Source organism: Streptomyces sp. NPDC001902 (genome assembly GCF_042891295.1).
Taxonomy (GTDB): domain Bacteria; phylum Actinomycetota; class Actinomycetes; order Streptomycetales; family Streptomycetaceae; genus Actinacidiphila.
The window spans coordinates 63,521-86,862 of sequence record NZ_JBIATA010000013.1; the positions used below are offsets into that span (position 1 = coordinate 63,521).

Consider the following 23,342-nt stretch of genomic DNA (forward strand, 5'->3'; position numbering starts at 1 on the left):
GTTAACTTCGGCCGATGTCCGATTCTGTGCTTCTGGACCCGGTCGACCTCGAGATTCTGCGGCTCCTGCAGAACGACGCACGGACGACGTACAAGGACCTCGCCGCGGCCGTGGGCGTGGCCCCGTCCACCTGCCTGGACCGGGTCAGCCGGCTGCGCCGCACCGGGGTGATCCTCGGCCATGAGCTGCGGGTCGACCCGGCCCGGCTCGGGCGGCCGCTGGAGGCACTGCTGGCGGTGCAGGTGCGGCCGCACCGCCGGGAGCTGATCGGCCCGTTCGTCGAGCGGGTGCGGGCACTGCCCGAGTCCCGGGCGCTGTTCCACCTCACCGGGCCCGACGACTACCTCGTCCACGTCGCCGTGGCGAGCACCGGTGACCTCCAGCGGCTGGTCGTCGACGAGTTCACCTCGCGGCCCGAAGTCGCGCGCGTGGAGACCCGGTTGATCTTCCAGCACTGGGACTGCGGCCCGCTGCTCCCGCCCACGTCAGGAATATGATCGTCAATGGTGATGACGGAGCAGGCCGCTCCGTACCAGGATGTGACCATGCCCGACACCACCGGCAGCGCGCTGCCCCGCCAGATCGCCGACGCGTACGTCGACGCGGTCACCGAACTCGACCCCATCACCGCCACGTACCTGGGGGTGCGGACCGGTCAGGACCGGCTCCCCGACTTCAGCCCCGCCGGCCTGGAGGCCCAGGCCGGGCTCGCCCGCCGCACCCTGGCCGACGTCGACGCGGCCGAGGCGACGGACGACGACGAGCGCCGCTGCGCCCGGCTGCTGCGCGAGCGGCTCACCGCCGAGCTGGCCGTGCACGAGGCGGGTGAGGGCCTGCGGGCCGTGAGCAACCTGCACTCCCCCGTCCACTCGGTGCGCGGCGTCTTCATGCTGATGCCGACCGGGACCGACGAGGACTGGGCCGCCGTCGCCGCCCGGCTGCGCGCGGTCCCGGAGTCCCTGGCGGGCTACCGGGCCTCCCTGGAGGAGGGCGTCGCCCGCAAGCTGCCGGCCGGGCCGCGCCAGGTCGCCACGGTCATCGAGCAGCTCGGCGAGTGGCTGGGCGAGGACGCAGGAGCGAGCTGGTTCGCGCAGTTCGTGAAGGAGGGCCCGCAGGCCCTGCGGTCCGAGCTCGACGGCGGTGCCGCCGACGCCACCGCGGCCGTCGCCGGCCTGCGCGACTGGCTGCGCGACACCTACGCCCCCGCCGTCGAGGGCACCCCGGACGCCGTCGGCCGCGAGCGGTACGCCCGCTGGGCCCGCTACTGGACCGGCTCCGACCTCGACCTGGACGAGGCGTACGCCTGGGGCTGGGAGGAATTCCGGCGCCTCGACGCCGAGATGCGCGTCGAGGCGGAGAAGGTGCTGCCCGGCTCCACCCCGCTGGAGGCGCTGGCCCACCTGGACGAGGCCGGCGAGGCCGTCGAGGGCGTCGACGAGGTCCGCGACTGGCTGCAGGGCCTGATGGACGAGGCCATGGCCGCGCTCGACGGCACCCACTTCGACCTGGCCGAGCCCGTCAAGCACGTCGAGTCCCGCATCGCCCCGCCCGGCAGCGCCGCCGCGCCGTACTACACGGCCCCCTCCCTGGACTTCTCCCGGCCGGGCCGCACCTGGCTGCCCACCCTGGGCCGCGAGCGGTTCCCCGTCTGGGACCTGGTCAGCACCTGGTACCACGAGGGCGTCCCCGGCCACCACCTGCAGCTCGCGCAGTGGGTGTACGTCGCGGACCGGCTCAGCCGCTACCAGGCCACCCTCGGCCAGGTCAGCGCCAACGCGGAGGGCTGGGCCCTGTACGCCGAGCGCCTCATGGACGAACTCGGCTTCCTGACGGACGCGGGGCGCCGGCTGGGCTACCTCAACGCGCAGATGCTGCGGGCCACCCGCGTCATCCTGGACATCGGTATGCACCTGGAGCTGGAGATCCCGCAGGACAGCCCGTACCGTCCGGGCGAGACCTGGACGCCGGAGCTGGGGCGTGAGTTCTTCGGGCGCTTCAACGGGCTCAGCGACGCCATGCTCGACAGCGAGATCATCCGCTACCTCGGCATGCCGGGGCAGGCCATCGGCTACAAGCTGGGCGAGCGCGCCTGGCTGGCCGGGCGCGAGGCCGCCCGCAAGGCCCACGGCGACTCCTTCGACCCCAAGGCCTGGCACATGGCCGCGCTGTCGCAGGGCTCCCTGGGCCTGGACGACCTCGTCGACGAGCTCTCGAAGCTCTAGGCCGTCCTCCCCCGGGGCCGGCCCGGGGGAGGACACCGGGGAGGACACCGTACGCCCCCGCTTCACCGCTCCGGGTCGGGCCAGGCCGCCACGAGCGCCCGGTAGTCGGCGAAGCGGGGGCCGGGGACCGTCTCCCGCACCGGCCGGCCGTTCAGCCAGTCCATCCGGTGGATGCCGGTCTCGGTGTCGAGCAGGCAGCACACTCCCCCGGCTGCGGCCGTGAGGCCGGTGAACACCGACCGGACGCTCGCGGACCGCTCGAACATCAGGCTCATCCGGGTGGTCGCCGCCGTGAACTCCAGCGTCGCGTAGTGGGGGTGGAGCGCGGGCGCGAACCGGACCGTCAGGTAGACGTAGCCGATCGGGACCCTCCCGAGCGCGTCGGGCTCGGGGTCCCGGTCCTCCAGGAACGCGCGCACGGCGTCGTCCACCCCGAACATGATCGAAGTGTCGAGCCCCAGCGTGCCGCTCCCGGAGCAGTCCACCGGCTCGCTCCGGAAATGGGACGTGAAGGGGACGACGATGCCCTCCCCGCCGGGCAGGGTGACGGTCAGCGGCGGCACCTGCGAGGCCGGCGGCGCCAGCTTCACCAGCTCCGCCAGCGCGGCGGCGACGTTCCTGCCCGGCAGGACGATCTCGTAGGTGTAGTCGAGCCCCATGCGCATCCCTCCCCTGAGCGGCACCGATCCTGCCACGCCGGACCGTCGGCAGCCCGCGGGTTTCCCGCGGGGCACGCCGCCGCCCGGTGCCTGCCCGCGATGCCCGCCCCGGCGCGGGACCCGCCCGCGGGGAGCGGCGGGGGTGGATAGGGTGAGTCGCATGGGGGTGTCACGCCGATGATTCCGAATGCTGCGCGGGAAGACGGCCGCCTGGTGCTGACGCACGGGCGGGTGGTGCTGAGGGAGCAACTGCCGGAGGAAGCAGCCCAGTTGGCCGACGGCAAGCCGGCCGGGCTGGAGTGGATCGACGGCGGGCCGGGCGAGGGCACGATCATCGCGGCCGGGATGATGACGATCGCGGCGGCCGCCGCGGTGTACGCCCCGGGGTGGGGACTGTTCGTGATCCAGCGGACGGACGACGGCCTCGCGCTCGGCGGCATCGGCTTCCACGGCCCGCCCTCCGCCGTCGACGGCCTGGTGGAGATCGGCTACGACCTGTCGGAGTCCGCGCGCGGCGTGGGCTGGGCGACGGACGCCGTACTGGTGCTGTCCCGGTGGGCGCTGAGCCGTGCCGAGGTGCGCACCGTGCTGGCGACCACGGATCCGGGCAACCGCGCCTCGCAACGGGTGCTGGAGCGGGCCGGTTTCGGGCGGGTCGCGGACCGGGACGCCCAGTGGGCGTACGAGCTGCGGCCGGCCGGGGTGGTGTGACGGCGTAATGCGCTGTCGCGGCACCCGCCGGGTGCGCCACCATCGTTGACCGTGAACACCGTGCACCCGTCCCGGACCCTCTTCCTCTCGCCGCGCGTGACCGCCACCGGCCATGCGCTCGCCGCGGCCGCCCACCGGCGCGGCATGGCGACGCGTACCCTCCCCACGTGGCGGGTGCCGCAGGACGCGCTCGACGCCGTGGGCCCGTCGCTGTACGCGGGGCCGCTCTTCGCGGACGCGGTGGCGGCGGACCTGGGCCTGGGGCTGCTGGAGGCCGACGAGGACTGGCTGGCCCGGCTGCCGTGCCAACTCGTGGGGCGGCGGATCGAGTTCACGACCCTGGCGGAGGCCCGCGGGCTGCGCCGGCCCGCCTTCGTGAAGCCGCCGAACGACAAGAGCTTCCCGGCCCGGGTGTACCCCGACGGCAGCGGCCTGCCCGGTCCGGACGCGGTGGACGACGACGCCCCCGTGCTGGTGAGCGACATCGTGGCGTTCGCCGTCGAGTACCGGCTGTTCCTGCTGGACGGCGAGGTCGTCACGGGCAGCCGCTACGCGGCCCGCGGCGACCTGGACGTGGCGCCCCTGGACGGCGACCCGGCGGCCGGCGAGGTGCGGGACTTCGCCCGACGGCTGTTCGCACCCGGCGTGCCGGAACTGCCCGGCGCGGTCGTGGTCGACGTCGGCAGGACCGCGGACGGGTGGGCGGTGGTCGAGGCCAACGCCGCCTGGGCGAGCGGGCACTACGCGTGCGACGCCGACGCCGCGCTGGACGTCGTCCTGCGGGCCGCGGCGCCGCTCGCCGGCTGGGGTCCGCGGGACCGCCGGTTCCTGCGCCCGGCCGTCTCCGTGGTCCGCTGAGGCCGTCGCGCGGCGGCCTCAGCAACCGCAGTCGTCGGCGCCCACGGGCGCGGTCAGCGGGTCGGCCGGACGCCGTGAGGTGCCGTCGGCCGTCTCGTGGGCGAAGCCCTCGCGGATCCAGTACTCCATGCCGCCGAGCATCTCCTTGACCTGGTAGCCCAGGCTCGCCAGGGCGTGCGCGGCGCGGGCGGCGCCGTTGCAGCCGGGCCCCCAGCAGTACACGACGACGGGCACGTCGCGGTCGAGGAAGGCCGCGGCGAGCCGGGGGACGTCCGCGGTGGGCAGGTGGACGGCTCCGGGGACGTGGCCCTGCTCCCAGGCCTGGGTGGAACGGGAGTCGACGACGACGAAGCCGGGTCCGGTGCCGCTCTCCGCCGCCGTGGCGAGGGCGGCCGCGACGTCGGACACGTCGGCGTGGAAGGCGAGGCTCGCGGCGAAGTACCCGGCGGCGTCGGCCGGAGCGGCGGGCGGGACGCGCAGCACGGGGTTGCCGGCCGGAGCGGAGGCGGGGGCGGAGTCGGCGGCAGAGGCGGAGGTGGAGGTGGCGGTCTGTGTCGTCATGGCGGTAAATCTACGAGCCGCCGACGCCCGACTGAAGGGGCGTTCCCCGGCGCCCGTCTTGCCCGACCGGGGAAACCACTGGTACTCAAGGGGAATGACCGTGGATTCCCTCGACGCCACCGACTGGCGCATCCTGGACGCCCTGCAGCGCGACGGCCGGGCCAGCTACGCAGAACTGGCGCGTGCCGTGTCGATGTCACCGAGCGCGGTGACCGAGCGGGTCCGCCGGCTGGAGGAGGCGGGGGTGATCACGGCGTACACGGCCGTCGTGGACCTGGAGCGGATCGGCCGCCCGATCATGGCGTTCGTCCGGCTGCGCTACCCGCACGGCAACTACAAGCCGTTCCACGATCTGCTGGAGTCGACCCCGGAGATCCTGGAGGCCCACCATGTGACGGGCGACGACTGCTTCATCATGAAGGTCACCGCCCGCTCGATGCGTCACCTGGAGGAGATCACCGGCCGCGTCTCGGGCCTCGGCTCGGTGACGACGAGCGTCGTCTACTCGTCACCGCTCGCCCGCCGTGCGGTGGCGGAGGGCTGACCCCCGCTGCCCCTTGACCACCTGCAACTGGGCGGGGACGCGCTGCCGGAGCTCGGCCACGTGGCTGACGATGCCGACGGCACGGTCCCGTTCGCGCAGCCCGTCGAGGACGTCCAGCACCTCGTCCAGGGTCTGCTCGTCGAGGCTGCCGAAACCCTCGTCGACGAAGAGCGTGTCGAGGCGGGCGCCGCCCGACTCGTCCGTGACGACGTCCGCGAGACCGAGGGCGAGGGCGAGGGAGGCGAAGAAGGTCTCGCCGCCGGAGAGCGTGGCGGTGTCGCGCTCGATGCCCGTCCAGGAGTCCACGACCATCAGCCCCAGGCCCGACTTGACGTTGCGTGAGGCACGGGCGTCGGTGTGGACGAGGGTGTAGCGCCCGGAGGACATCCGGTGCAGCCGGACGCTGGCCGCGGCCGCGACCTGTTCCAGCCGGGCGGCCAGCACGTAGGTCTCCAGTTCCATGCGCAGCGTGTTCTCGCCGGCGCCGGTGGCCAGGTCCGCCAGGCGTCGCAGCCGCGCGTACTCCTCACGGGCCGGGGCGAGCGCCCTGGTGCCGCGCAGCGCCTCGGCCCGCAGCCGGTCGAGGGCGTCGCGGGTCGTGTGCGCGGCGGACTGGCGGGCGGCGGCCCCGCGCAGCCGTACGGTGGCGGTCTCGACGGCCCGCCGGGCCGCGTCGGGGTCGGCCGGGGGCAGCGCGGCGGCCTCGGCCAGGTCCAGGGCGGTGAGTTCGGCGGTGACCGCGGCCTCCTCGCGGCGCCACTCCTCCGCCCGTTGCCGCAGCCGCCGCAGTTCCGTCTCCGGCTGTACGGCGGCGGCCGCCGCCTCGGGCGTGGGGAAACCGGCCTTGTAGGCGGCGTCGGCCAGGTCGGAGTCCGCCTCCTTCAGCGCGCGGGCGCAGTCCTGCCCGGCGCGGGCCGCCCCGGCCGCGGTGGCGGCGCGCTCGGCGTCCGCCGTGAGCCGGGCGCGGCGCTCGGCGACGGTGGCGTACGGGCCGCGGGCCCGCGCCAGCCGGGCGGTGAGCTCGGAGTCCTCCTGGTCGAGGAGCTCCCGGCGGGTGGTGAGGGAAGCGAGCCGGTTCTCGGCCTCGTTGCGGTCCGCGGAGCGGCGGGCGTGCTCCGCGAGGGCCCGGTCGAGCGCCTGGCGCGCCTCGGGGGCCCGCGCGGCGGCCTGCACGGCGGCCCGGTACTCCTCTTCCAGGGCGGCGTGCGCGGCAGCGAGTTCGGGCTGCGGCTCCGGTCCCGCGCCGGCGAGGGCCGCGTCGTGGGCCGCGGTGAGGCGTACGACCTGGTCCTGCGCGGTGTCCCGGGTGGCGGCGGCCCGCTGCTGGGCCTCCTGCGCGGCCTCCTCGTCGGCGCGGCCCACCTGGCGGCCTGTGGGGCGGGCGGGGTGCGGGTGCTCGGTGGCGCCGCAGACCAGGCAGCCCTCACCGGGGCCGAGCTGCGCGGCCAGTTCGGCGGCGATGCCGTTGATGCGGGCCTCGCGCACGTCCTGCCAGTGGTCGCGGGCGTCGGCGGCGGCGTCGCGTGCGGCGCGCAGCCGGTCCTGCGCGGCGAGCAGCGCGGTGGCGTGGGTGTCGCGTTCACGGGCGGCGTCGAGGCGGCGGCGGGCCCGGTCGAGGGCGCCGGAGAGTTCGGCGGCGCGGGTGGCGGCGGACTGAGCGGTGTCGACGGCGCGTTCGTGGCCGAGGCGTGCGGCCTCCCAGCCGTCCAGCCACGCGGCCGTGTCGGCGATCAGCCGCTCGTCCTCGGCGGCCTCGCGCTCCACCCGCCCTCGGTCGTGGGCCAGTTCGGCGGCGCGCTGCTCGGCCCGGCCGGCGTCGGCGAGGCCGCCCAGTTCTTCGCGGAGCCGGTTCTCGTACTCCGCGAGCTGTTCGGCGCCCGCCTCGTACTGCTCGGCGGGCAGGCCCGCGCGGGCGGTGCGCTCCTCGACGGCCGCACGGGCCTGCCGGGCGGCGGCCCGCTCGCGCAGTTCCAGGGCGGGCACCACGGTCGCGGCCCGCTCCGCCGTCTCCAGCAGCCGCTGTTCGCGGGCGCGGGTCTCGCGCTCGCCGGCCATGTCGCGGGCGCGGCGCTCGGCCGCGGCGTGCCGGCGCTGCCGGACGGCGAGTTCGCGTACCGCCTCGGCCTCGCGCTGGGCCTGCTCGTGCGCGCCCTCGGCGGCGGTCACGGCGAGGTCGGCGACGTCGACGCGTTCGTGAGCGGTGGTGGCCAGCACGGCCGCCCAGCGCAGGATGTGCGGGGCCAGTTCCGGGTCGCCGGTCGCGACGCCCTCCGGCAGCGGCCCGACCAGGGCCTCCGGGTCGTCACCGGCGGCCTGGCCCATGCGCTCGGCGAGCCGCTGCAGTTCGTCGTCCCCGGCGGCCACCCGCTGCTCGGCGGCCCGCCGCCGGGCCCGCAGCCACTCCTCGACGGCCTTGAAACGGCCGGTGTCGAAGAGCTTGCCGAGCAGGGCGGCCCGGTCGGTGGCGGTGGCCCGCAGGAAGGTCGCGAACTCGCCCTGGGGCAGCAGCACGACCTGGCAGAACTGCTCCCGGCTCATGCCGATGAGCTGCTTCAGCTCCTCGCCGGCCTCCTGGTGGGACTTGCTGAGCGCCCGCCACTCCCCCGCCGTGTGCTCGCGCAGCAGGGTGACGGCCTTCTCGATCGTGTAGCCGGTGCCGCGCTTCTTCGGGCGCGGCTGCTCGGGGCGCCGGGTGATCTCCAGCCGCCGTCCGCCCACGGTCAGGTCGAGCACGACCTCGGTGGGCGTGTCCTCCCCGGCGTGGTCGCTGCGCAGCCGGTTGCCCTGCCGGCTGCCGGGGACCCCGCCGTACAGGGCGAAGCACACCCCGTCCAGCACGGAGGTCTTGCCGGCGCCGGTCGCGCCGTGCAGCAGGAACAGCCCGGCCGAGGACAGCTCGTCGAAGTCCACGGTGTGGCTGCCGGCGAACGGCCCGAAGGCGGTCAGGGTCAGACGGTGCAGGCGCATCAGTCGGTCTCCGCCCCTAGGGCATCGCTACGGACCGCGTCGAACGCGTCCCGCAGGACACCCCGCTCCGCGGCGTCGGGCCCGGTACCCGGCCCGCTCCCCGGCCGCACGCGGCGCCGGGCACCCGCCGGCCGCCCACCGCCCACGGTGGGGCCGAGCACGACGGCGGCGTGATCGCCGCGCGGCCGATCGCCGCGCAGAGCGCCGACCGCCCGGCTGGCGGCGAACGCCCCGAGGGCCGTCAAGGTCGGACGGTGCAGGCGCATCAGTCGGTCTCCGCCCCTACGGCATCGCTACGGACCGCGTCGAACGCGTCCCGCAGGACACCCCGCTCCGCGGCGTCGGGCCCGGTGCCGCGGACGTGGGTCACGAAGTCCTCGGCGATCTGCCGGTCGGTACGGCCGCGCAGGCGCTGCGCGTACGAGGCGTGGGGGCCGGCGTCCGTGCGCTCGGGCTCGAAGGCCAGCGCGAGGGCGTGGGGGAAGCGTTTGCGCAGGCGGGCCATGGGCTCGTGCGGGCGGTGCGGGTCGGTGAGGGTGGCCTCGACCCAGGAGTCCTCGTGCCGTTCGTGCGCCGGGTCCTCCAGCAGTTCCTCCAGGTGGCCGCGGATCCGGGCGAGCGGCCGGGGCACGGGGCAGTCGACCCGCTCGGCGGACACGGAGCCGTCGGCGCCGAGGTCGACCAGCCACATGCTCTTGCGGTGGTCGGCCTCGGAGAAGGAGTACGCCAGCGGGGAGCCGGAGTAGCGGACGCGGTCGGTGATCGTCTGGCAGCCGTGGAGATGGCCGAGGGCCACGTAGTCGACGCCGTCGAAGACGCCCGCGGGCACGGCCGCCACACCGCCGACGGTGATGTCCCGCTCGCTGTCGCTGGGCGCGCCGCCCGCGACGAAGGCGTGCGCCAGCACGACCGAGCGGGTGCCCGCGGGGCGTGCGGCCAGGTCCGCGCGGACCCGCGCCATGGCGGCGCTCAGCACCTCGGCGTGCCCGGCCCGGTCGAGGGTGAACTCCTCGCGCACCAGGGCCGGTTCGAGGTAGGGCAGCCCGTACAGGGCGACCGGCCCGTGCGCGTCGGCGAGCACGACCGGCCTCGCGCACCCGGCCGGGTCGGTCCGCAGGTGGATCCCGGCGCGGTCGATGAGCCCGGAGGCCACACCGAGCCGGCGGGCCGAGTCGTGGTTGCCGGAGATCATCACCGTGGGCACGCCGAGGGCGGCGAGCCGGTGCAGGGCGTCGTCGAAGAGCTCGACGGCGGGCAGCGAGGGCAGCGCCCGGTCGTAGACGTCGCCGGCGACGAGGACGGCGTCGACGCGCTCCGCCCGCACCGTCGCCACCAGATGGTCGATGAACGCCGCCTGGGCGTCGAGCAGTCCGACCCGGTGGAAGGACCGCCCCAGATGCCAGTCGGAGGTGTGCAGCAACCTCACCGTGGCTCTCCCGCCCGCATGTTCCGTTCCTCCGGCTCACGTTCCGCATGCTCCGCACGGGCCCCGGTGTCCCCACCGGTCCCGTAGGCTCCGAGAGCAGGCTATCCGGCACCACTGTCAGCGCGCCGCGGGAGTCCGAATTCGGGCAAGGTCGGTCAAGCCGTGTCCCCGCCCGCCCGTACGATAACCGCCATGACGGCGAGCGACTCCGGCAGACGACTGATCGACGGCCGCTTCGAGCTGCTGGAACGACTGGGCGGCGGCGGCATGGGCCTGGTCTGGCGGGCCCGCGACACCGCCCTGCACCGCGAGGTCGCCCTGAAGGAAGTACGGCCGCCCGACCCGGACTTGGCCGCGACCGACCCCGAGGCGGCGGCGAAACTGCGGGAGCGCGTGCTGCGCGAGGCCCGCGCGCTGGCCCGGGTGCACCACCCCAATGTCGCCACGATCCACCACATCGTGGACAGGACGGACCTCCCCCACCCGTGGCTGGTGATGGAGCTGGTGACCGGCGGCTCCCTGCAGGACCGGCTGGCCCGCGGCCCGCTGACCCCGCCGGAGGCGGCCGCGGTCGGCCGCGGGGTACTCGCGGGGCTGCGCGCCGCGCACGCGGTCGGGGTCCACCACCGCGACGTGAAGCCCGCGAACGTGCTGCTGCGGCCCGGCATGACACCGGTGCTCACCGACTTCGGCATCGCCACGCTCCGCGACTCGACACGGCTGACGACCACCGGCGGCCTCATCGGCTCGCCCGAGTACATCGCCCCCGAGCGCATCCGCGGCGAGGAGGGCAACCCCGCCTCCGACCTGTGGTCGCTCGGCATGCTGCTGTACGTCGCGGTGGAGGGCGTCCACCCGCTGCGCCGCGAGACCAGCATCGCCACGCTCGTCGCCGTCCTCGACGAGCCCCTGCCGCCCCCGGTGCGGTCGGGGCCGCTCGCCCCCGTGCTCACCGCCCTGCTCGTGCGGGACGCCGCCGCCCGGCCCGATGCCGACCGGCTCGACCGGATGCTCTCCGACGTCGAGCGCGGCACGCCGCCCGCTCCCGCGCCCATGGACGCGGCGCCCCCCGGTTTCGGTCCCGCCCCGGCCTCGTACCCGCCGTTGGCTCCCCACCCCTACCACCCCCCGCAGCCGCCGACCCGCCCCACCGCGCTGCCCGCGGCCCGGCGCGGCGGCCGTGCCGGCCGGGTCGTGGCCGCCGCCACCGCCGTCGTGGCCGTGGGCGTCGCGGGCGTCCTGCTGTACACCCTCGTCCCGGGGCTCCACGGTGGGGACTCCGACGCGAAGGAGAAGGCCGGCGGCACGGGGACCCCGAAGGGCAGGCACTCCTCCGGCCCCGGCGCCCCCAGCACGGCGGCGGCCGAGAAGCTGCTCTCGGTGGCCGGGGGCCGCTCGATGGCGGACGTCGTGAAGTCGGTCTCGGGCGGCACCAAGGTGGTCGAACTGACCGTCTACGAGGACTACGCGATCTTCAAGGCACCCAAGAAGTCGGACACCGGCGTGTACGACGGCTACATGTACCGCGACGGCGAGGTGACGGAGTGGGGCAGCAAGGGCACCATCGATCCCGACGACACCGTCGTCGACCTCAGGACCGTCAGCTGGGACGCGCTTCCGGCCCTGATGGGCCGCGCCGACAAGGACTGCAAGGTCGAGCACCCGACCCTCGGCTACGCGATCGTCAAGCCCGACATCATCAGCGACAAGCCGTCCCTGTACTACTACCGGGTCGACGACTACCGCACCTGCTTCATCGAGGCCACCGTCAAGGGCAAGGTCACCTACGTCAACGCCGAGTGACCTGCCGGCGGGCCCGCTACACGTCCACGAAGGCGCTGCCCGACACCTCGACGCCCGCGGTCCCGGCGGAGGCGTCCGCGAGCCAGCTCCGGAAGGCCGCCAGTTCCTCCTCCGGCACGCCCAGCTCGATGCGCACCTCCGCCGCGCCGTAGGCGACGCCTCGTACGGTGCGGCCGGCGGCGCGCAGATCGTTCTCGATGCGCCCGGCCCGCTGGTGATCCGCGACGACGGTGACCAGTGTGAGCTTCTGCCGCTCGACCGTGCCGAGCTCGTCGAGCGCCGCCGACACGGCGCCCCCGTAAGCGCGGACCAGACCGCCCGCGCCGAGCTGGATGCCGCCGTAGTAGCGGGTGACGACGGCGACGACGTCGCGGACCTCGCGGCGCAGCAGCACCTGCAGCATCGGGGTCCCGGCGGTGCCGCCCGGCTCGCCGTCGTCGCTCGCCTTGTGGATCCGGCCCTCGGCGCCGATCACGTACGCGTAGCAGTTGTGGGTCGCCCCGGCGTGCTCCTTGCGGACACGGGCGATGAACTGCTGCGCCGCCTCCTCACTGGGGGCCGGCGCCAGTGCGCACAGGAACCGCGAGCGCTTGATCTCGCTCTCGTGGACGTGCTCGCGCCCGATCGTCAGATACCGCTCCACCACCCCGCCACCCTACGGGAACAGTCAGGTGCGTCCTCTGGTTGACTGCTGCGGACGGAATAGAGGGAGGACGACGTGTACGGAGACGACGCGACGGTTCGGAAGATCCTGACCGGCCTCGGGGACACCTGGGCCGTGGTGGGGCTGTCCAACAACGCCTCGCGGGCGGCGTACGGCGTCGCCGCGGTGCTGCAGCGGTACGGCAAGCGCGTGGTGCCGGTGCACCCCAAGGCCGAGACCGTGCACGGTGAGCAGGGTTACGCCTCGCTGGCCGACATCCCGTTCCCGGTCGACGTGGTGGACGTCTTCGTCAACTCCGACCTGGCCGGGGCCGTCGCGGACGAGGCCGTCGCGATCGGCGCGAAGGCGGTCTGGTACCAGCTCGGCGTGATCGACGAGGACGCGTACGCGCGCACTCGGGCCGCGGGTCCGCTCATGGTCATGGACCGCTGCCCCGCGATCGAGATCCCCCGGCTCGGCTAGCCGCCGGACCCCGGTTGCCGCGGGCCCCGGGGCTCGCGGATGCGCCGGAGATCCGCTGCGTCGGGCCTGATGCCCTGTTGTAGCGTGCACACATGCCCGGTCCCGTACGCCCTGCCCGACCCGATGACGCCGCCGAGCTGGTACGGCTGCGGCGGCTGATGTTCCTGGCCATGAGCGGGCGGGACGAGCCCGGTCCCTGGGAGGCGGCCGCGCAGGAGCGGGCGCGCGAGCAGCTCGGCGGGGGCGGCGCGCGGTGGCTGGGGGCGTTCGTGGTGGACGGCGACCCCGCGGTCGCGGACGGGCCGCACCTGGCGGCGTGCGCGGTGGGCCGGGTCGAGGAGCGGCTGCCCGCACCGGGGCACCCGGCGGGCCGGTTCGGCTTCGTCTTCAACGTCTGCACCGACACCCGCTACCGCGGCCTGGGGTACGCGCGGGCGACGACGCAGGCCCTGCTCGCGTGGTTCGCGGAACAGGGCGTGACCCGCGTCGACCTGCACGCGACCCCGGAGGCGGAACCGCTCTACCGCAGCCTGGGGTTCGCCGAGCACTCGATCCCGCTGTCGCTGGACCTGTCGCGGCGGCCGGTCAGGGGGCGGACGGCTCCGCGATGAGGGCCGTGCCGACCCGGCGGAAGCCGAGCCGGGCGTAGATCCGGGCGACGGCCTCGTCGCCCGCCGACAGGAACACGGTGGTCAGCCCTTGCGCACGGGCCTCGGCGACGAGCGCGCCGGTGACCGCGAGGGCCAGGCCGCGGCGGCGGGCGCTGGGCAGGGTGCCCACGCCGACGATCTCGCAGACCTCGCCCACGGGGTTGTACTGGCCCGCGCACAGCGCGGTGCCGTCCTCGACGGCCGCGGCGTGGACGGTGAGCCCGGCCCGCAGTCGGGCTTCCGCGGTCGCGACGAGTCCCGGGGCGGCGTGCAGCGGGAGCGCGGCGGCGAGTTCCGCCCGCCCGGCGGTGCCGACGGCGGTGCCGGGCTGCGCGAAGGCCAGGTGCGGGACGGTGAGCGCGCTGGGCAGCGCGGGGTCACCGGGCCGGAGCAGCCGTACGCCGACGTCCGCGGGGAGTTCCGGCGGCGGCGGGGACGGGGACGGGACGAGCGGATCCAGCACCATCAGCGGGTGCTCGTGCACGGCCAGGCCGGACGCCTGCGCCGCCTCCCGGAGGCCGGGGGTGGTCTCCGCGACCCACTCGAAGCACTCGGGCACGCCCAGCTCGCGCTGGCGGGCCCGGACCCGGTCGACGTCGGCCCGGCCGACGGTGCCGTCGGCGCCGGGCGTCGGGCGGGCGTAGAAGGGCCAGCCGACGCCCTCGCGGACGAAGAGGGTGAGCGGGCCGTGCTCCTCGGCGCGGGCGCCCGCGCGGGGCACGGCGTCGTAGTAGCGCTCCAGGCGGTCCAGCAGATCCGTCACGCGGGGAGTCCCAGCCCTTCCAGCAGTTCCACGCCGGGCAGCGAGGCCAGCGCCTTGCCGGGCACGAGCAGTTTGCCGCGCCGGCGGCCGCTGCCGATGATCACGTACGGGGTGTCCGCGACCGCCGCGTCGACCAGCAGCGGCCAGTCGGCGGGCAGCCCGATCGGGGTGATGCCGCCGTACTCCATGCCGCTCTCGCCCACGGCGGTGTCCATCGGCGCGAACGAGGCCTTGCGGACGCCGAGATGACGCCGCACGAGGCCGTTCACGTCGGCCCGCGTGGTGGCGAGGACGACGCAGGCGGCGAGCGTCACCTCCCCGCCGCGCTTGCCCGCGACGACCACGCAGTTCGCGGACTGCTCCAGGGCGACCCCGTACGTCTCGGTGAAAACCGCGGTGTCCGCCTTCTCCGGGTCGGTGTCGACCAGCAGCAGCTCCTCGACGGGCACCTGCCCGCTCCAGGCGGTCAGTGCGGCCGCGACGGGGGCCGGAAGCAGGTCGAGCTTCTCCACGGCGGGGTGGACGTCGGTGAAGGTGCCGATGGGTGCGCGCATGTCCGGAACGCTAACAAATCCCGGGAGTTGGCGGCGCCGTCTCACTGGGGGGCGGGGACGGAGATGGCCAGCGTCATCTCCGTCACCTCGGTGCCCCGGTTGCGGTAGCCGTGCGGCGCTGCGGCCTCGAAGCCGGCGGTCGTCCCGGCGGGCACGCGGTGCTCCTGCCCGTCGACGACGAGGGTGAGCTCGCCCTTGTCCACCCGGATCAGTTCGACGGTGCCCGGCGGATGCGCGTCCGAGTCGTGGCCCTCGCCCGGCATGATCCGCCAGGCCCACATCTCCAGCGGTCCCGGCGCCTGCCCGCCGGCCAGCAGCAGACCGCGGCTGCCGGCGGGGGTGCTCCACAGCTCGACGGCCTGGTCGGCGGGGACCAGCCGCACCTTGGGCCCGTCCGCGTAGTCCAGCAGGTTCACCAGGCTCGCGCCGAGCGCGTCCCCGATGCGGACGATGGTGCCCAGGCTCGGGTTGGTGCGCGCCTGCTCGATCTGGATCAGCATGCCGCGGCTGACGCCGGCGCGGGCGGCGAGCGCGTCGAGGCTGTAGCCCCGTTCCAGGCGCAGGCGCTTGACGTTGCGCGCGAGCGACTGGGCGATCAGGTCGAGGTCCGGCACCGTACCGTCCAATATGATGAATGCTGGAGTTCACTTCACTGTACTACTGTGGGGTGTACTGCACTGTTCACCGTACTGTACTGCGAGGGAGCCCCATGACCGCGGTCTTCGCCCTGGCCACCAGCCTGTTGTGGGGTCTCGCCGACTTCGGCGGCGGGCTCCTCACCCGCCGTTTCCCGGCGCTCACCGTGGTCGTCGTGTCGCAGGGCGTGGCCGCCGTCGTGCTGGGCGCGGTCGTGGTCGCGACGGGCGGCTGGAGCGAGGCCTCCCCGCGCCTGTGGTTCGCCGTGGCCGCGGGGCTGATCGGCCCGGTCGCCATGCTCTGCTTCTACCGCGCGCTCGCCCTCGGCCCCATGGGCGTCGTCTCGCCGCTGGCCACGGTGGGGGTGGCGGTCCCGGTGAGCGTGGGGCTGCTGCTCGGCGAACGCCCCGGGACCGTGCAGTACGCGGGCATCGCGGTGGCCGTCGTGGGCATCGTCCTGGCCGGCGGGCCCGAGCTGCGCGGGGCGCCCGTACAGCGGCAGGCGGTGGCCATGACCCTGGTCGCGGCCTTCGGCTTCGGCGCGGTCATGTCGCTCGTGGCGGAGGCTTCCCACACCGTGACCGGGCTCTTCCTGGCGCTGTTCGTCCAGCGCGTCTGCAACGTCGCCGTGGGCGGGGCGGCCCTCGCGGTCTCCGTGCGGCGGGGCGCGCCGTCGCTCCCCGAGGGCGGCCTGCCGACGGTGTGGCGCAGCCTGCCCGCACTGTCCTTCGTGGGCCTCGCGGACGTGGCGGCCAACGGTTCCTACGCCTTGGCCGCGCACCACGGCCCGGTCGCGGTGGCGGCGGTGCTGGCCTCCCTCTACCCCGTCGTCACCGCCCTCGCCGCCCGGGGCGTCCTCGGGGAACGGCTCCGCCCCGTCCAGGCGGCCGGCGCCGGCCTCGCCCTGGCGGGATCGGTCCTGCTGGCGGCCGGCTGACGGCGCACCGCCCGCCCGCCGCTTGCCGCACTTGCAATCTCCCATGCCGTTTCGGCAACCTGGGGGCGTGGACGTCACGAGGAAAGAGGTGCTGGACGCCGTCGGGCCCCGGCTACGGGAGCTGCGGCGCCGCCGCGGCATGACCCTGGCCGAGCTGGCCGAGCGGACGGGGATCAACGAGAGCACCCTGTCCCGCCTCGAGGGCGGGAGCCGCAAGCCGACCCTGGAGCTCCTGCTGACCCTGGCGGAGGTCCACGCGGTGCCGCTCGACGAGCTCGTCGGCGCGCCCCGCACCGGAGATCCCCGCATCCACCTCCGGCCGGTCACCCGCGACGGTCTGACGTACGTGCCGCTGAGCAGACCCGGCGGGATCCAGGCGCACAAGCTGCTGATCCCGCCGCACCCGGGCACGGAGCCCGAGTTGAAGACCCATGAGGGCTTCGAATGGGTCTACGTCCTGGCCGGACGCCTGCTGCTGCTCCTCGGCGACCGGCGCGTGGTGCTGAAACCCGGCGAGGCCGCAGAGTTCGACACGCACGTCCCGCACCGGCTCGGCCCCGACGGCGATGACCCCGTCGAACTGCTCGTCCTGTTCGGGCGCCAGGGCGAGCGGGCCCATCTGCGGGCCCGCACCACCTGAGGCCGGGGCGACCGGGGTGACGGGGAGAGTTCACGCCCCCGGCAGCGGGTCCAGGCCGTGCCGGCGCACCCCGAGCACGCGCCGCGTGACCTCCGCCTCCGTCCGCCCGCTGAAAACCCCGGTACCGGCGGGCCGCCGGGCCCGGGCGGCCGCACGGGCGTCGGCCGTCAGCAGGTCCATGACGATCGCGGCGGCCGCGGTCGTCCCGGCCGCCGCCGCAGCCGGAACACCCGCCATCAGGTCGCTGACGTTCCCCGCGGCCCACACGCCGTCGACGCCGGTGAAGCCGGAGGCATCCACCGCGAGTTGCTCCCCGAAGCGCGCCGGATGCTCCCGCACGGCCAGGCCGAGACCGCCGAGGAAGGACGCCCGTGCCGTGAAGCGAGGGGCGACCACGAGCACGCGGACCGGTACCACCTGCCCGGAGGCGAGGCGCACCCCCGCCAGCCGGTCCGCGTCGTCGGTCTCCAGGCCGGTCACGGCGCCCTCGACGACGCCGACGCGCAGCCCGGCGAGCTGTTCCCACTGATCGTCCGTCAGATCCGTGCCGGAGTGCAGGAACAGCGTCACGTCCTCTGACAACTGCCGGAACAGCAGGGCCTGGTGGAAGCTCCCGAGGACCCCGACCGCGGTGTCCCGGACCTCCCAGCCGTGGCAGAACACGCAGTGCACCACGTCCCTGCCCCATCGCTCCACCAGGCCCGGCACCTCCGGCAGTTCGTCGACCAGGCCCGAGGTCACCAGGACCCGCCGGGCCGCCGTCCGCCGTCCGTCCGCGCACTCGACCACGAAGCGGCCGCCGTCGCGGTGGATCGCCGTGACGCTTCCGGCGACGACGCGGCCGCCGTAGGAGGCGACCTCCTCCCGCCCCCTCCGCAGCAGTTCCAGGGGGGCGATGCCGTCGCGTCCCAGCAGTCCGTGTGCCGCGGCGGCGGGGGCGTTGCGGGGCTCGCCCGCGTCGATCACCAGCACCGACCGCCGTACCCGTGCCAGGGTCAGCGCGCCGGACAGTCCGGCGGTGCCTCCGCCGACGACCACCACGTCCCACACGCCGCCCGGTGCCTCGATGCCGTTCCCGCCGATGCCGCTCTTGTTCTCGTCCATGGCGGCACGATCACTCCGGCCGCCGGTGGAGGCAACGTTCCGTGCCGTTTCGGCAAGAGGCGCCGCGCACGTCCTGAGCGGTCAGGCCTCGGAGGCCAGCTTCTCCTCCAGCCCCGCGAGGAGTTCCGGGTCGAGCCCCGCGAGGGCGGCCAGCTGCTGGTGGGTCGCGCCGGCGGGCACCGGCACCGGGGCGGGCGTCCGCAGCGGCGGCTCCCACCCCCGCTCGGGCGTCCAGCGCCGGACGACCCGCGCCGGCGCGCCCGCCACCACCGAGTGGTCGGGGACCTCGCCCCGCACGATCGCCCCCGCCGCGACGACGACGTTCCGCCCGATCCGCGCCCCCGGCAGGACCACCGCGCCCGCGCCGAGCCAGCTCCCCGAGCCGATCTCGACGGGCGCCGAGCGCGGCCACTGGCGGCCGATGGGCTCGTGCGGGTCGTCGTAGGAGTGGTTGTCGCTCGTCACGTAGACGTACGGCCCGCAGTAGACGTCGTCGCCGAACACGACCGGCCGGGAGGCGATCACGTGGCTGCCGCGGCCGAGGACGACGCCGTTGCCGAGCCGGACGACGGGGTCGGGGCCGAGGTCGAGGCCGGGCATCATCCCGGCCGTCAGCGTGACCTGTTCGCCGATGATGCAGCACTCGCCGAGATGGATCCACCGCTCGCCGAAGACCGTCCCCTGCGGGAACGCCAGCCGGGTGCCCGCGCCGATCCGGCCGAAGCGCAAGGGCCCGGGGCGCTCGGCGGAGACGGCACCCGCGTCCTGGACCCACCGCCAGCCGCGGTGCACCAGACGCGAGACGGCCCGGCGACGCCAGGCCGCCGCGGAGGAGAACAGGTTCTCGTTTTTCGGCACCCGCTCACCGTACCGAGGGCGCCGGGGCGCGGCCGGGCGATCAGATGTGATGTGCGCCGCGTTCCGTCCACGCGACGGCGACCTGCGCGGCGAGGCGGACGTTGCCGCGCACGGCGGCGAGGTTCGCCTCCAGGCTGGCCCCGCCGGTGTGCTCGACGAGGTGACCGAGGAGGAACGGCGTGACGGCCTGCCCCGTGACGCCCTCGCGTTCGGCGGCCGCCAGCGCCTGCGCCAGCACGCGGTCGTGCAGGGCCGGGTCGAGTTGCTCGTGCTCCGGCACGGGGTTGGCGAGGATCACGGCGGACGGCGGCCCGTCGAGGTCGTCCTGGGCGGCCATGACGCAGGCGGCCTCGTAGGGCGTGCAGACCGTCCAGTCCACGGGCTGCCCGGAGCCGCTGAGGTAGAAGCCGGGGAACTCGCTCGTCCCGTAGCCCACGATGGTGACGCCGAGGGTCTCCAGGCGCTGCAGGGTGGCGGGCACGTCGAGGATCGACTTCACCCCGGCGCACACGACGGTGATCCGGGTGCCCGCGAGCAGCCTCAGGTCGGCGGATTCGTCCTGCTCCTCGGTCCAGCCCCGGTGCACGCCGCCCAGTCCGCCGGTCGCGAAGACGCGCAGCCCGGCGCGGGCGGCGAGGAAGGCCGTGGCGGAGACGGTGGTGGCGCCGCTGGCGCCGGTGGCGACCGCGACGGGCAGGTCGCGGTGGCCGAGCTTGCGCATCCCCTCGTCGCCGGCGATGCGCTCCAGGCCCTTCCCGTCGAGCCCGATGCACGGCACGCCGTCCAGCACCGCGATCGTCGCGGGGACGGCGCCGGCCTCGCGCACGGCGGCCTCCAGCTCCAGCGCCACCTCGTGGTTGCGGGGACGGGGCAGGCCGTGGGAGATGATCGTCGACTCGAGAGCGACGACCGGGGCACCGGTTTCCAGCGCGATGATCACTTCGTCGGAGAACTTCAGCACGCAGTACGCGCTACCCGCCACGCGAGGGGCGCAATCACCGGACTACGGTGATCCCCATGACGGAGAGAGCCTTGATCGCGGACGTCGCCGGGCGTACGCCCCACCTGGACCCCGGCGCCTTCACCGCGCCGACCTCGGTGGTGCTGGGCGACGTGACGCTGGCCGCCGGCGCGAGCGTCTGGTACCACACGGTGCTGCGCGGCGACTGCGAGTCGATCAGCGTCGGCGAGGGCAGCAACGTCCAGGACAACACCACGGTCCACGCCGACCCCGGGTTCCCGGCGGTGATCGGCGCGGGCGTCACGGTGGGCCACAACGCGGTGCTGCACGGCTGCGTCGTCGAGGACGACGTGCTGGTCGGCATGGGCGCCACGGTCCTCAACGGCGCCCACATCGGCACCGGCTCGCTCGTCGCGGCGGGCGCGCTCGTCCCTCAGGGCATGCGGGTGCCCCCGGGGTCGCTGGTGGCGGGCGTACCGGCGAAGGTGCGCCGTGAGCTGACCACCGAGGAGCGCGAGATGGTCCGGATCAACGCCGAGCACTACGTCCAGCTCGCCGACGCCCACCGGGCCGCCTTCGCCCGGGACTGACCGCCCCGGGACCGACCGCTCAGTCGGCGGCCGCCGCCACGGCGTCCGCCTCCGGCGCGGCCTCGTGGGCCTTCGCCGCGGCCTTGGCCCGGCGCCGCACGACGAGGAACGAGCCGAGGCCGATCAGCACGGCGGCCGCCAGGCCGATCCAGGAGAAGCGCTTGAGCCACGGCTCCGCGACGATGCCCACGTAGTAGATGACGGCCGTGGTGCCGCCCGCCCACACGATGCCGCCGAGGACGTTGGCGACCAGGAACTTCCAGTACGGCATCTTCAGCACGCCCGACAGCGGGCCGGCGAAGATCCGCAGCAGCGCCACGAAGCGCCCGAAGAACACCGCCCACATGCCCCAGCGCGTGAACGACGCCTCGGCGGCCGCGATGTGCGCCGGCGAGAAGTGCTTGGGGAAGCGCCGCCCCAGCCGGTCCAGCATCGGCCGCCCGCCGCGCCGGCCGATGGCGTAGCCGATCGAGTCGCCCACGATCGCCCCCGCCGAGGCGCAGACACCGACCAACCACGGGTCCACGTGCCCCTGGGAGGCGAGCAGGGCCGAGCTGACGAGGATGATCTCGCCCGGCAGCGGGATGCCCAGGCTCTCCAGGCCGATCACGAGGCCCACCAGCAGGTAGACGCTGACCGGCGGGATCGTGCCGAGCCACTCCTGGACGTGCAAGGCCGCTTCCTCCCCCTAGGGCGGTCGGATGTCGGTCGGCGCGCCGGTGCGCGCACGTCGTTGCAGCGTATCCGACGTGGGCATCAGCGTGTCGCCGCGGGCCGGACCCCGCGGGCTCAGCCCTGCGCCATGACGAGGATCCCGTCGGCGAGCAGGAACACCCCGCAGGCGAGAGCGAGCCCCGCGAGGACGGCCAGCACCCCCGGCCGCAGGATCACCGACGAGGACCGCGCCGCCTCGGGGCCCAGTTGCCGCCGTCGGAGCCACAGTGCCCGGACGCCGCCGTACAGGCTCACGAAGCCGACGATCAGGTACGACATGGGGGCAGCCCTCCAGGCTCTCGGGTCGCTCCGTGACCCCGCCTGGCCTGAGCCGGGACATGGAACCGGAACCGCTCCGGCCGCACGAAGACCGCAGAAGCCACGATCTTGGAACCGAACGCGTCCGGCGTCAACAGGGAGTTGCGCGTGCGGGGCGGGCGAGTTCGCAACGGATTCGCGATGCCCGTCCCGGCGCCCGGTCGGGCACCGGGGTGCGGCACCCGGGCGTCGCTCAGGAGTTGGGGCGGAGGGTCCACACGATGGTCATCTCGCCCGTGACGGCGCCGTCCTCGCGTGCGAGGGCGACGGTGACGGGGAACTCGGGGCGCTCGCCCTTGTCGAGGTCGGCGATGACGTCGGCGGCGGGGCGGCCGAGCTGGGCAGTGGCGGTGACCGGGCCCATGGCGAGCTTCTTGTAGCCGATCTCGGCGCGGACGGCGAGGGGGACGGCGCGGGAGAGCTGGTCGGCGAAGGCGGCCAGGACGACGGCGCCGCTGGCGGTCTCGGCGAGGGTGAACATCGCGCCGGCGTGGGGACCGCCGACGTGGTTGTGGTAGGCGGGCTGGTCGGGGAGGCGGACCACGGCGCGCTCGGCGGTGGTCTCCAGGAACTCGATGCTGAGGGTGGCGGCCATCGGCACGGTGGCCGCCATGAGCTCGCCTATCTGGGGCTGGTTCTCGGACATGGCCGGATGTTACCAGCAGGTAATCATCGCTTCCGTGGAACCGCGGCCGCTCAACCCCTAGTGTTTCCAGCCATGTGGCCAGGACAGCAGCAGCCGGGGGAACCGCAGTATCCGCAGCAGCCCCCACAGAACCAGCCCCAGTGGGGGCAGCAGCAGCCCGCCCCGTACCAGCCGCAGCAGCACCCGGCCTACCAGCAGCCTCCGCAGATGTGGGGACCCCCGCCGGGGCCGGTGCCGGGTGGGCCGAAGCCGCCCGGGGGGCGGCGGGGCGCGGTGGTCGCGGTGTCGGTGGTGGCCGCGGTCGCGGTGGTCGCCGCCGGTGTCCTGGTCGCGGTGAAGCTCACCGGCGACGACAAGGGCCCGCAGGCCGGCCCGTCCGGCGGCCGCTCGCCGGTCGCCTCGGAAAGCGCCCCGGACTCCCCCGCCCCCTCGCCCTCCGCGTCGGGGAGCGAGGAGGGCGAGGGGGGTGAGCAGGGCCCGGGCCCTGACGACGCCCGCGGCAACCCGGGCGAGGACACGATCAAGCCCGTGGTCCCCGGCTGGCAGACCGTCGTGCGCAGCGACATGGGCGTCGCCTACGACATCCCCAAGGGCTGGACGGTCAAGCCACAGGGCCTGCTCATCGGCTACGAGTGGGACGACAACCGCGTCGTCACCGGGGGCGCGGCCGTCCTCGACGAGAAGTGGTGCGGCACCGACGAGCGCGGCCTGGCGGGCGTGAAGGGCGGCAAGGGCGCCAAGAGCCTGAAGTCCGAGGCCGCCAACGAGGCCTACAACTGGGCGTACGGCAAGTACAACAAGGAGGGCCGCACCAAGCTGACCGAGGCGGCCCCCCGCGCCTACACCAACGCCCAGGGCGTGCCCGGCTGGATCGCCTCCACGCGCGCGACCGGGATGAAGGGCTCGTGCGCGGCCGACGGCACCTCGTACAGCTTCACCTTCCTCGGCAAGGACAAGGAGGTCCGCTCCTGGCTGCTGGTCGTGGACAGCGGCTACGCGGGCGCGGTCGACGCCGGGACGGTGGCCAAGGTCCGCGACAGCGTCCGGCTGGTCGGCTGAGGGCGAGGGCGAGGCCGTAGCCCGATCCGGCCGGC

At 74.9% G+C, this 23,342-nt stretch carries 26 protein-coding genes; 12 read left to right on the forward strand and 14 right to left on the reverse strand.

Translation table 11 applies throughout. From position 1 onward, the window contains the following. The first annotated feature begins 14 nt into the window (after positions 1-14). Positions 15-497: an Lrp/AsnC family transcriptional regulator gene (locus tag ACFYYN_RS21755; RefSeq protein WP_431964617.1), complete on the forward strand. Its 483-nt coding sequence runs from the start codon at positions 15-17 to the stop codon at positions 495-497. A gap of 48 nt (positions 498-545) precedes the next feature. Next, the gene (locus tag ACFYYN_RS21760) at positions 546-2,222 is read left to right on the forward strand and encodes a DUF885 domain-containing protein (protein WP_500547147.1); all 1,677 of its coding nucleotides are present in this window, start codon (positions 546-548) and stop codon (positions 2,220-2,222) included. Positions 2,223-2,284: 62 nt separating this feature from the next. Here the strand turns inward: ACFYYN_RS21760 and ACFYYN_RS21765 are convergent, their stop codons facing one another. After that, on the reverse strand, positions 2,285-2,881 hold the full coding sequence (locus ACFYYN_RS21765; RefSeq protein WP_500436696.1) for a hypothetical protein: 597 nt from the start codon (positions 2,879-2,881) through the stop codon (positions 2,285-2,287). 177 nt (positions 2,882-3,058) lie between these two features. Between ACFYYN_RS21765 and ACFYYN_RS21770 the strand changes: the two genes are divergently transcribed. Both ACFYYN_RS21770 and ACFYYN_RS21775 read left to right on the forward strand, forming a co-directional pair. Then, a complete protein-coding gene (locus tag ACFYYN_RS21770) occupies positions 3,059-3,592 on the forward strand; it encodes a GNAT family N-acetyltransferase (protein WP_499510413.1) in 534 nt (177 codons plus the stop codon). A 51-nt stretch (positions 3,593-3,643) separates the two neighbouring features. Continuing rightward, positions 3,644-4,450: an ATP-grasp domain-containing protein gene (locus tag ACFYYN_RS21775; protein WP_500547148.1), complete on the forward strand. Its 807-nt coding sequence runs from the start codon at positions 3,644-3,646 to the stop codon at positions 4,448-4,450. An 18-nt stretch (positions 4,451-4,468) separates the two neighbouring features. On the opposite strand, the gene ACFYYN_RS21780 is transcribed toward ACFYYN_RS21775, so the two are convergent. Then, positions 4,469-5,011: a rhodanese-like domain-containing protein gene (locus ACFYYN_RS21780; protein ID WP_500547149.1), complete on the reverse strand. Its 543-nt coding sequence runs from the start codon at positions 5,009-5,011 to the stop codon at positions 4,469-4,471. Between the two features lie 94 nt (positions 5,012-5,105). Here ACFYYN_RS21780 and ACFYYN_RS21785 point away from each other — a divergent pair, with 94 nt between their 5' ends. Continuing rightward, a complete protein-coding gene (locus ACFYYN_RS21785; protein ID WP_499510416.1) occupies positions 5,106-5,555 on the forward strand; it encodes an Lrp/AsnC family transcriptional regulator in 450 nt (149 codons plus the stop codon). On the opposite strand, the gene ACFYYN_RS21790 is transcribed toward ACFYYN_RS21785, so the two are convergent. Both ACFYYN_RS21790 and ACFYYN_RS21795 read right to left on the reverse strand, forming a co-directional pair. After that, the gene (locus tag ACFYYN_RS21790) at positions 5,520-8,522 is read right to left on the reverse strand and encodes an AAA family ATPase (protein ID WP_500547150.1); all 3,003 of its coding nucleotides are present in this window, start codon (positions 8,520-8,522) and stop codon (positions 5,520-5,522) included. The two genes, ACFYYN_RS21785 and ACFYYN_RS21790, sit on opposite strands and share 36 nt — an antisense overlap. 265 nt (positions 8,523-8,787) lie before the next feature. After that, on the reverse strand, positions 8,788-9,948 hold the full coding sequence (locus ACFYYN_RS21795; protein ID WP_500547151.1) for an exonuclease SbcCD subunit D: 1,161 nt from the start codon (positions 9,946-9,948) through the stop codon (positions 8,788-8,790). Between the two features lie 192 nt (positions 9,949-10,140). On the opposite strand from ACFYYN_RS21795, the gene ACFYYN_RS21800 reads away from it, so the two are divergent. Beyond that, the gene (locus ACFYYN_RS21800) at positions 10,141-11,751 is read left to right on the forward strand and encodes a serine/threonine-protein kinase (RefSeq protein ID WP_500547152.1); all 1,611 of its coding nucleotides are present in this window, start codon (positions 10,141-10,143) and stop codon (positions 11,749-11,751) included. A gap of 16 nt (positions 11,752-11,767) precedes the next feature. Here the strand turns inward: ACFYYN_RS21800 and ACFYYN_RS21805 are convergent, their stop codons facing one another. After that, positions 11,768-12,397, reverse strand: coding sequence for a YigZ family protein (locus tag ACFYYN_RS21805; protein WP_500547153.1), 630 nt, complete (start codon positions 12,395-12,397; stop codon positions 11,768-11,770). 72 nt (positions 12,398-12,469) lie between these two features. Between ACFYYN_RS21805 and ACFYYN_RS21810 the strand changes: the two genes are divergently transcribed. Then, positions 12,470-12,877: a CoA-binding protein gene (locus ACFYYN_RS21810; protein WP_500547154.1), complete on the forward strand. Its 408-nt coding sequence runs from the start codon at positions 12,470-12,472 to the stop codon at positions 12,875-12,877. A 92-nt stretch (positions 12,878-12,969) separates the two neighbouring features. Then, positions 12,970-13,488 carry a GNAT family N-acetyltransferase gene (locus tag ACFYYN_RS21815; protein WP_500436688.1) on the forward strand — a complete coding sequence of 173 codons (519 nt, stop codon included), beginning with the start codon at positions 12,970-12,972 and terminating at the stop codon, positions 13,486-13,488. Here the strand turns inward: ACFYYN_RS21815 and ACFYYN_RS21820 are convergent. From ACFYYN_RS21820 to ACFYYN_RS21830, 3 genes are read right to left on the reverse strand one after another with little or no spacing between them, the layout of a single operon-like run. Further along, positions 13,463-14,290, reverse strand: coding sequence for a GNAT family N-acetyltransferase (locus ACFYYN_RS21820; RefSeq protein WP_500547155.1), 828 nt, complete (start codon positions 14,288-14,290; stop codon positions 13,463-13,465). The genes ACFYYN_RS21815 and ACFYYN_RS21820 overlap by 26 nt on opposite strands. After that, complete coding sequence (locus ACFYYN_RS21825) at positions 14,287-14,844, reverse strand: YbaK/EbsC family protein (RefSeq protein WP_500324972.1); 558 nt, start codon at positions 14,842-14,844, stop codon at positions 14,287-14,289. Before ACFYYN_RS21825 ends, ACFYYN_RS21820 begins: the two co-directional genes overlap by 4 nt. Before the next feature lie 41 nt (positions 14,845-14,885). Further along, positions 14,886-15,458 carry a helix-turn-helix domain-containing protein gene (locus ACFYYN_RS21830; protein ID WP_500547272.1) on the reverse strand — a complete coding sequence of 191 codons (573 nt, stop codon included), beginning with the start codon at positions 15,456-15,458 and terminating at the stop codon, positions 14,886-14,888. Positions 15,459-15,553: 95 nt separating this feature from the next. On the opposite strand from ACFYYN_RS21830, the gene ACFYYN_RS21835 reads away from it, so the two are divergent. Together ACFYYN_RS21835 and ACFYYN_RS21840 are read left to right on the forward strand one after the other, a co-directional pair. After that, the gene (locus ACFYYN_RS21835; RefSeq protein WP_500547156.1) at positions 15,554-16,417 is read left to right on the forward strand and encodes an EamA family transporter; all 864 of its coding nucleotides are present in this window, start codon (positions 15,554-15,556) and stop codon (positions 16,415-16,417) included. Between the two features lie 67 nt (positions 16,418-16,484). Continuing rightward, complete coding sequence (locus tag ACFYYN_RS21840) at positions 16,485-17,057, forward strand: cupin domain-containing protein (RefSeq protein ID WP_500547157.1); 573 nt, start codon at positions 16,485-16,487, stop codon at positions 17,055-17,057. A gap of 30 nt (positions 17,058-17,087) precedes the next feature. Here the strand turns inward: ACFYYN_RS21840 and ACFYYN_RS21845 are convergent, their stop codons facing one another. From ACFYYN_RS21845 to ACFYYN_RS21855, 3 genes are all read right to left on the reverse strand, one after another. Next, complete coding sequence (locus ACFYYN_RS21845) at positions 17,088-18,161, reverse strand: NAD(P)/FAD-dependent oxidoreductase (RefSeq protein ID WP_500547158.1); 1,074 nt, start codon at positions 18,159-18,161, stop codon at positions 17,088-17,090. An 81-nt stretch (positions 18,162-18,242) separates the two neighbouring features. Further along, positions 18,243-19,019 carry an acyltransferase gene (locus tag ACFYYN_RS21850; RefSeq protein ID WP_500324978.1) on the reverse strand — a complete coding sequence of 259 codons (777 nt, stop codon included), beginning with the start codon at positions 19,017-19,019 and terminating at the stop codon, positions 18,243-18,245. Positions 19,020-19,059: 40 nt separating this feature from the next. After that, entirely contained in the window at positions 19,060-19,980 is a 921-nt protein-coding gene (locus ACFYYN_RS21855; RefSeq protein WP_500547159.1) for a pseudouridine-5'-phosphate glycosidase, read from the reverse strand. A gap of 56 nt (positions 19,981-20,036) precedes the next feature. Between ACFYYN_RS21855 and ACFYYN_RS21860 the strand changes: the two genes are divergently transcribed. Continuing rightward, on the forward strand, positions 20,037-20,570 hold the full coding sequence (locus ACFYYN_RS21860; RefSeq protein WP_500547160.1) for a gamma carbonic anhydrase family protein: 534 nt from the start codon (positions 20,037-20,039) through the stop codon (positions 20,568-20,570). Between the two features lie 19 nt (positions 20,571-20,589). Here the strand turns inward: ACFYYN_RS21860 and ACFYYN_RS21865 are convergent, their stop codons facing one another. The 3 genes from ACFYYN_RS21865 to ACFYYN_RS21875 form a co-directional block, all read right to left on the reverse strand. Further along, positions 20,590-21,243: a DedA family protein gene (locus ACFYYN_RS21865; protein ID WP_500547161.1), complete on the reverse strand. Its 654-nt coding sequence runs from the start codon at positions 21,241-21,243 to the stop codon at positions 20,590-20,592. 116 nt (positions 21,244-21,359) lie between these two features. Continuing rightward, positions 21,360-21,563, reverse strand: a complete 204-nt coding sequence (locus tag ACFYYN_RS21870; RefSeq protein WP_500324985.1) for a hypothetical protein — start codon at positions 21,561-21,563, stop codon at positions 21,360-21,362. 232 nt (positions 21,564-21,795) lie between these two features. After that, positions 21,796-22,248 carry a DUF4442 domain-containing protein gene (locus ACFYYN_RS21875; RefSeq protein WP_500324986.1) on the reverse strand — a complete coding sequence of 151 codons (453 nt, stop codon included), beginning with the start codon at positions 22,246-22,248 and terminating at the stop codon, positions 21,796-21,798. Between the two features lie 72 nt (positions 22,249-22,320). Here ACFYYN_RS21875 and ACFYYN_RS21880 point away from each other — a divergent pair, with 72 nt between their 5' ends. Then, positions 22,321-23,307 carry a DUF8017 domain-containing protein gene (locus ACFYYN_RS21880; protein WP_500547162.1) on the forward strand — a complete coding sequence of 329 codons (987 nt, stop codon included), beginning with the start codon at positions 22,321-22,323 and terminating at the stop codon, positions 23,305-23,307. Positions 23,308-23,342 lie beyond the last annotated feature (35 nt).

Coding starts and splice junctions, on each gene's coding strand:
- ACFYYN_RS21755 (WP_431964617.1), top strand. CDS start 15: ATGTCCGATTCTGTGCTTCTGGACCCGGTCGACCTCGAGATTCTGCGG.
- ACFYYN_RS21760 (WP_500547147.1), top strand. CDS start 546: ATGCCCGACACCACCGGCAGCGCGCTGCCCCGCCAGATCGCCGACGCG.
- ACFYYN_RS21765 (WP_500436696.1), bottom strand. CDS start 2,881: ATGGGGCTCGACTACACCTACGAGATCGTCCTGCCGGGCAGGAACGTC.
- ACFYYN_RS21770 (WP_499510413.1), top strand. CDS start 3,059: ATGATTCCGAATGCTGCGCGGGAAGACGGCCGCCTGGTGCTGACGCAC.
- ACFYYN_RS21780 (WP_500547149.1), bottom strand. CDS start 5,011: ATGACGACACAGACCGCCACCTCCACCTCCGCCTCTGCCGCCGACTCC.
- ACFYYN_RS21785 (WP_499510416.1), top strand. CDS start 5,106: ATGACCGTGGATTCCCTCGACGCCACCGACTGGCGCATCCTGGACGCC.
- ACFYYN_RS21790 (WP_500547150.1), bottom strand. CDS start 8,522: ATGCGCCTGCACCGTCTGACCCTGACCGCCTTCGGGCCGTTCGCCGGC.
- ACFYYN_RS21800 (WP_500547152.1), top strand. CDS start 10,141: ATGACGGCGAGCGACTCCGGCAGACGACTGATCGACGGCCGCTTCGAG.
- ACFYYN_RS21815 (WP_500436688.1), top strand. CDS start 12,970: ATGCCCGGTCCCGTACGCCCTGCCCGACCCGATGACGCCGCCGAGCTG.
- ACFYYN_RS21825 (WP_500324972.1), bottom strand. CDS start 14,844: ATGCGCGCACCCATCGGCACCTTCACCGACGTCCACCCCGCCGTGGAG.
- ACFYYN_RS21835 (WP_500547156.1), top strand. CDS start 15,554: ATGACCGCGGTCTTCGCCCTGGCCACCAGCCTGTTGTGGGGTCTCGCC.
- ACFYYN_RS21845 (WP_500547158.1), bottom strand. CDS start 18,161: ATGGACGAGAACAAGAGCGGCATCGGCGGGAACGGCATCGAGGCACCG.
- ACFYYN_RS21860 (WP_500547160.1), top strand. CDS start 20,037: ATGACGGAGAGAGCCTTGATCGCGGACGTCGCCGGGCGTACGCCCCAC.
- ACFYYN_RS21870 (WP_500324985.1), bottom strand. CDS start 21,563: ATGTCGTACCTGATCGTCGGCTTCGTGAGCCTGTACGGCGGCGTCCGG.
- ACFYYN_RS21875 (WP_500324986.1), bottom strand. CDS start 22,248: ATGTCCGAGAACCAGCCCCAGATAGGCGAGCTCATGGCGGCCACCGTG.
- ACFYYN_RS21880 (WP_500547162.1), top strand. CDS start 22,321: ATGTGGCCAGGACAGCAGCAGCCGGGGGAACCGCAGTATCCGCAGCAG.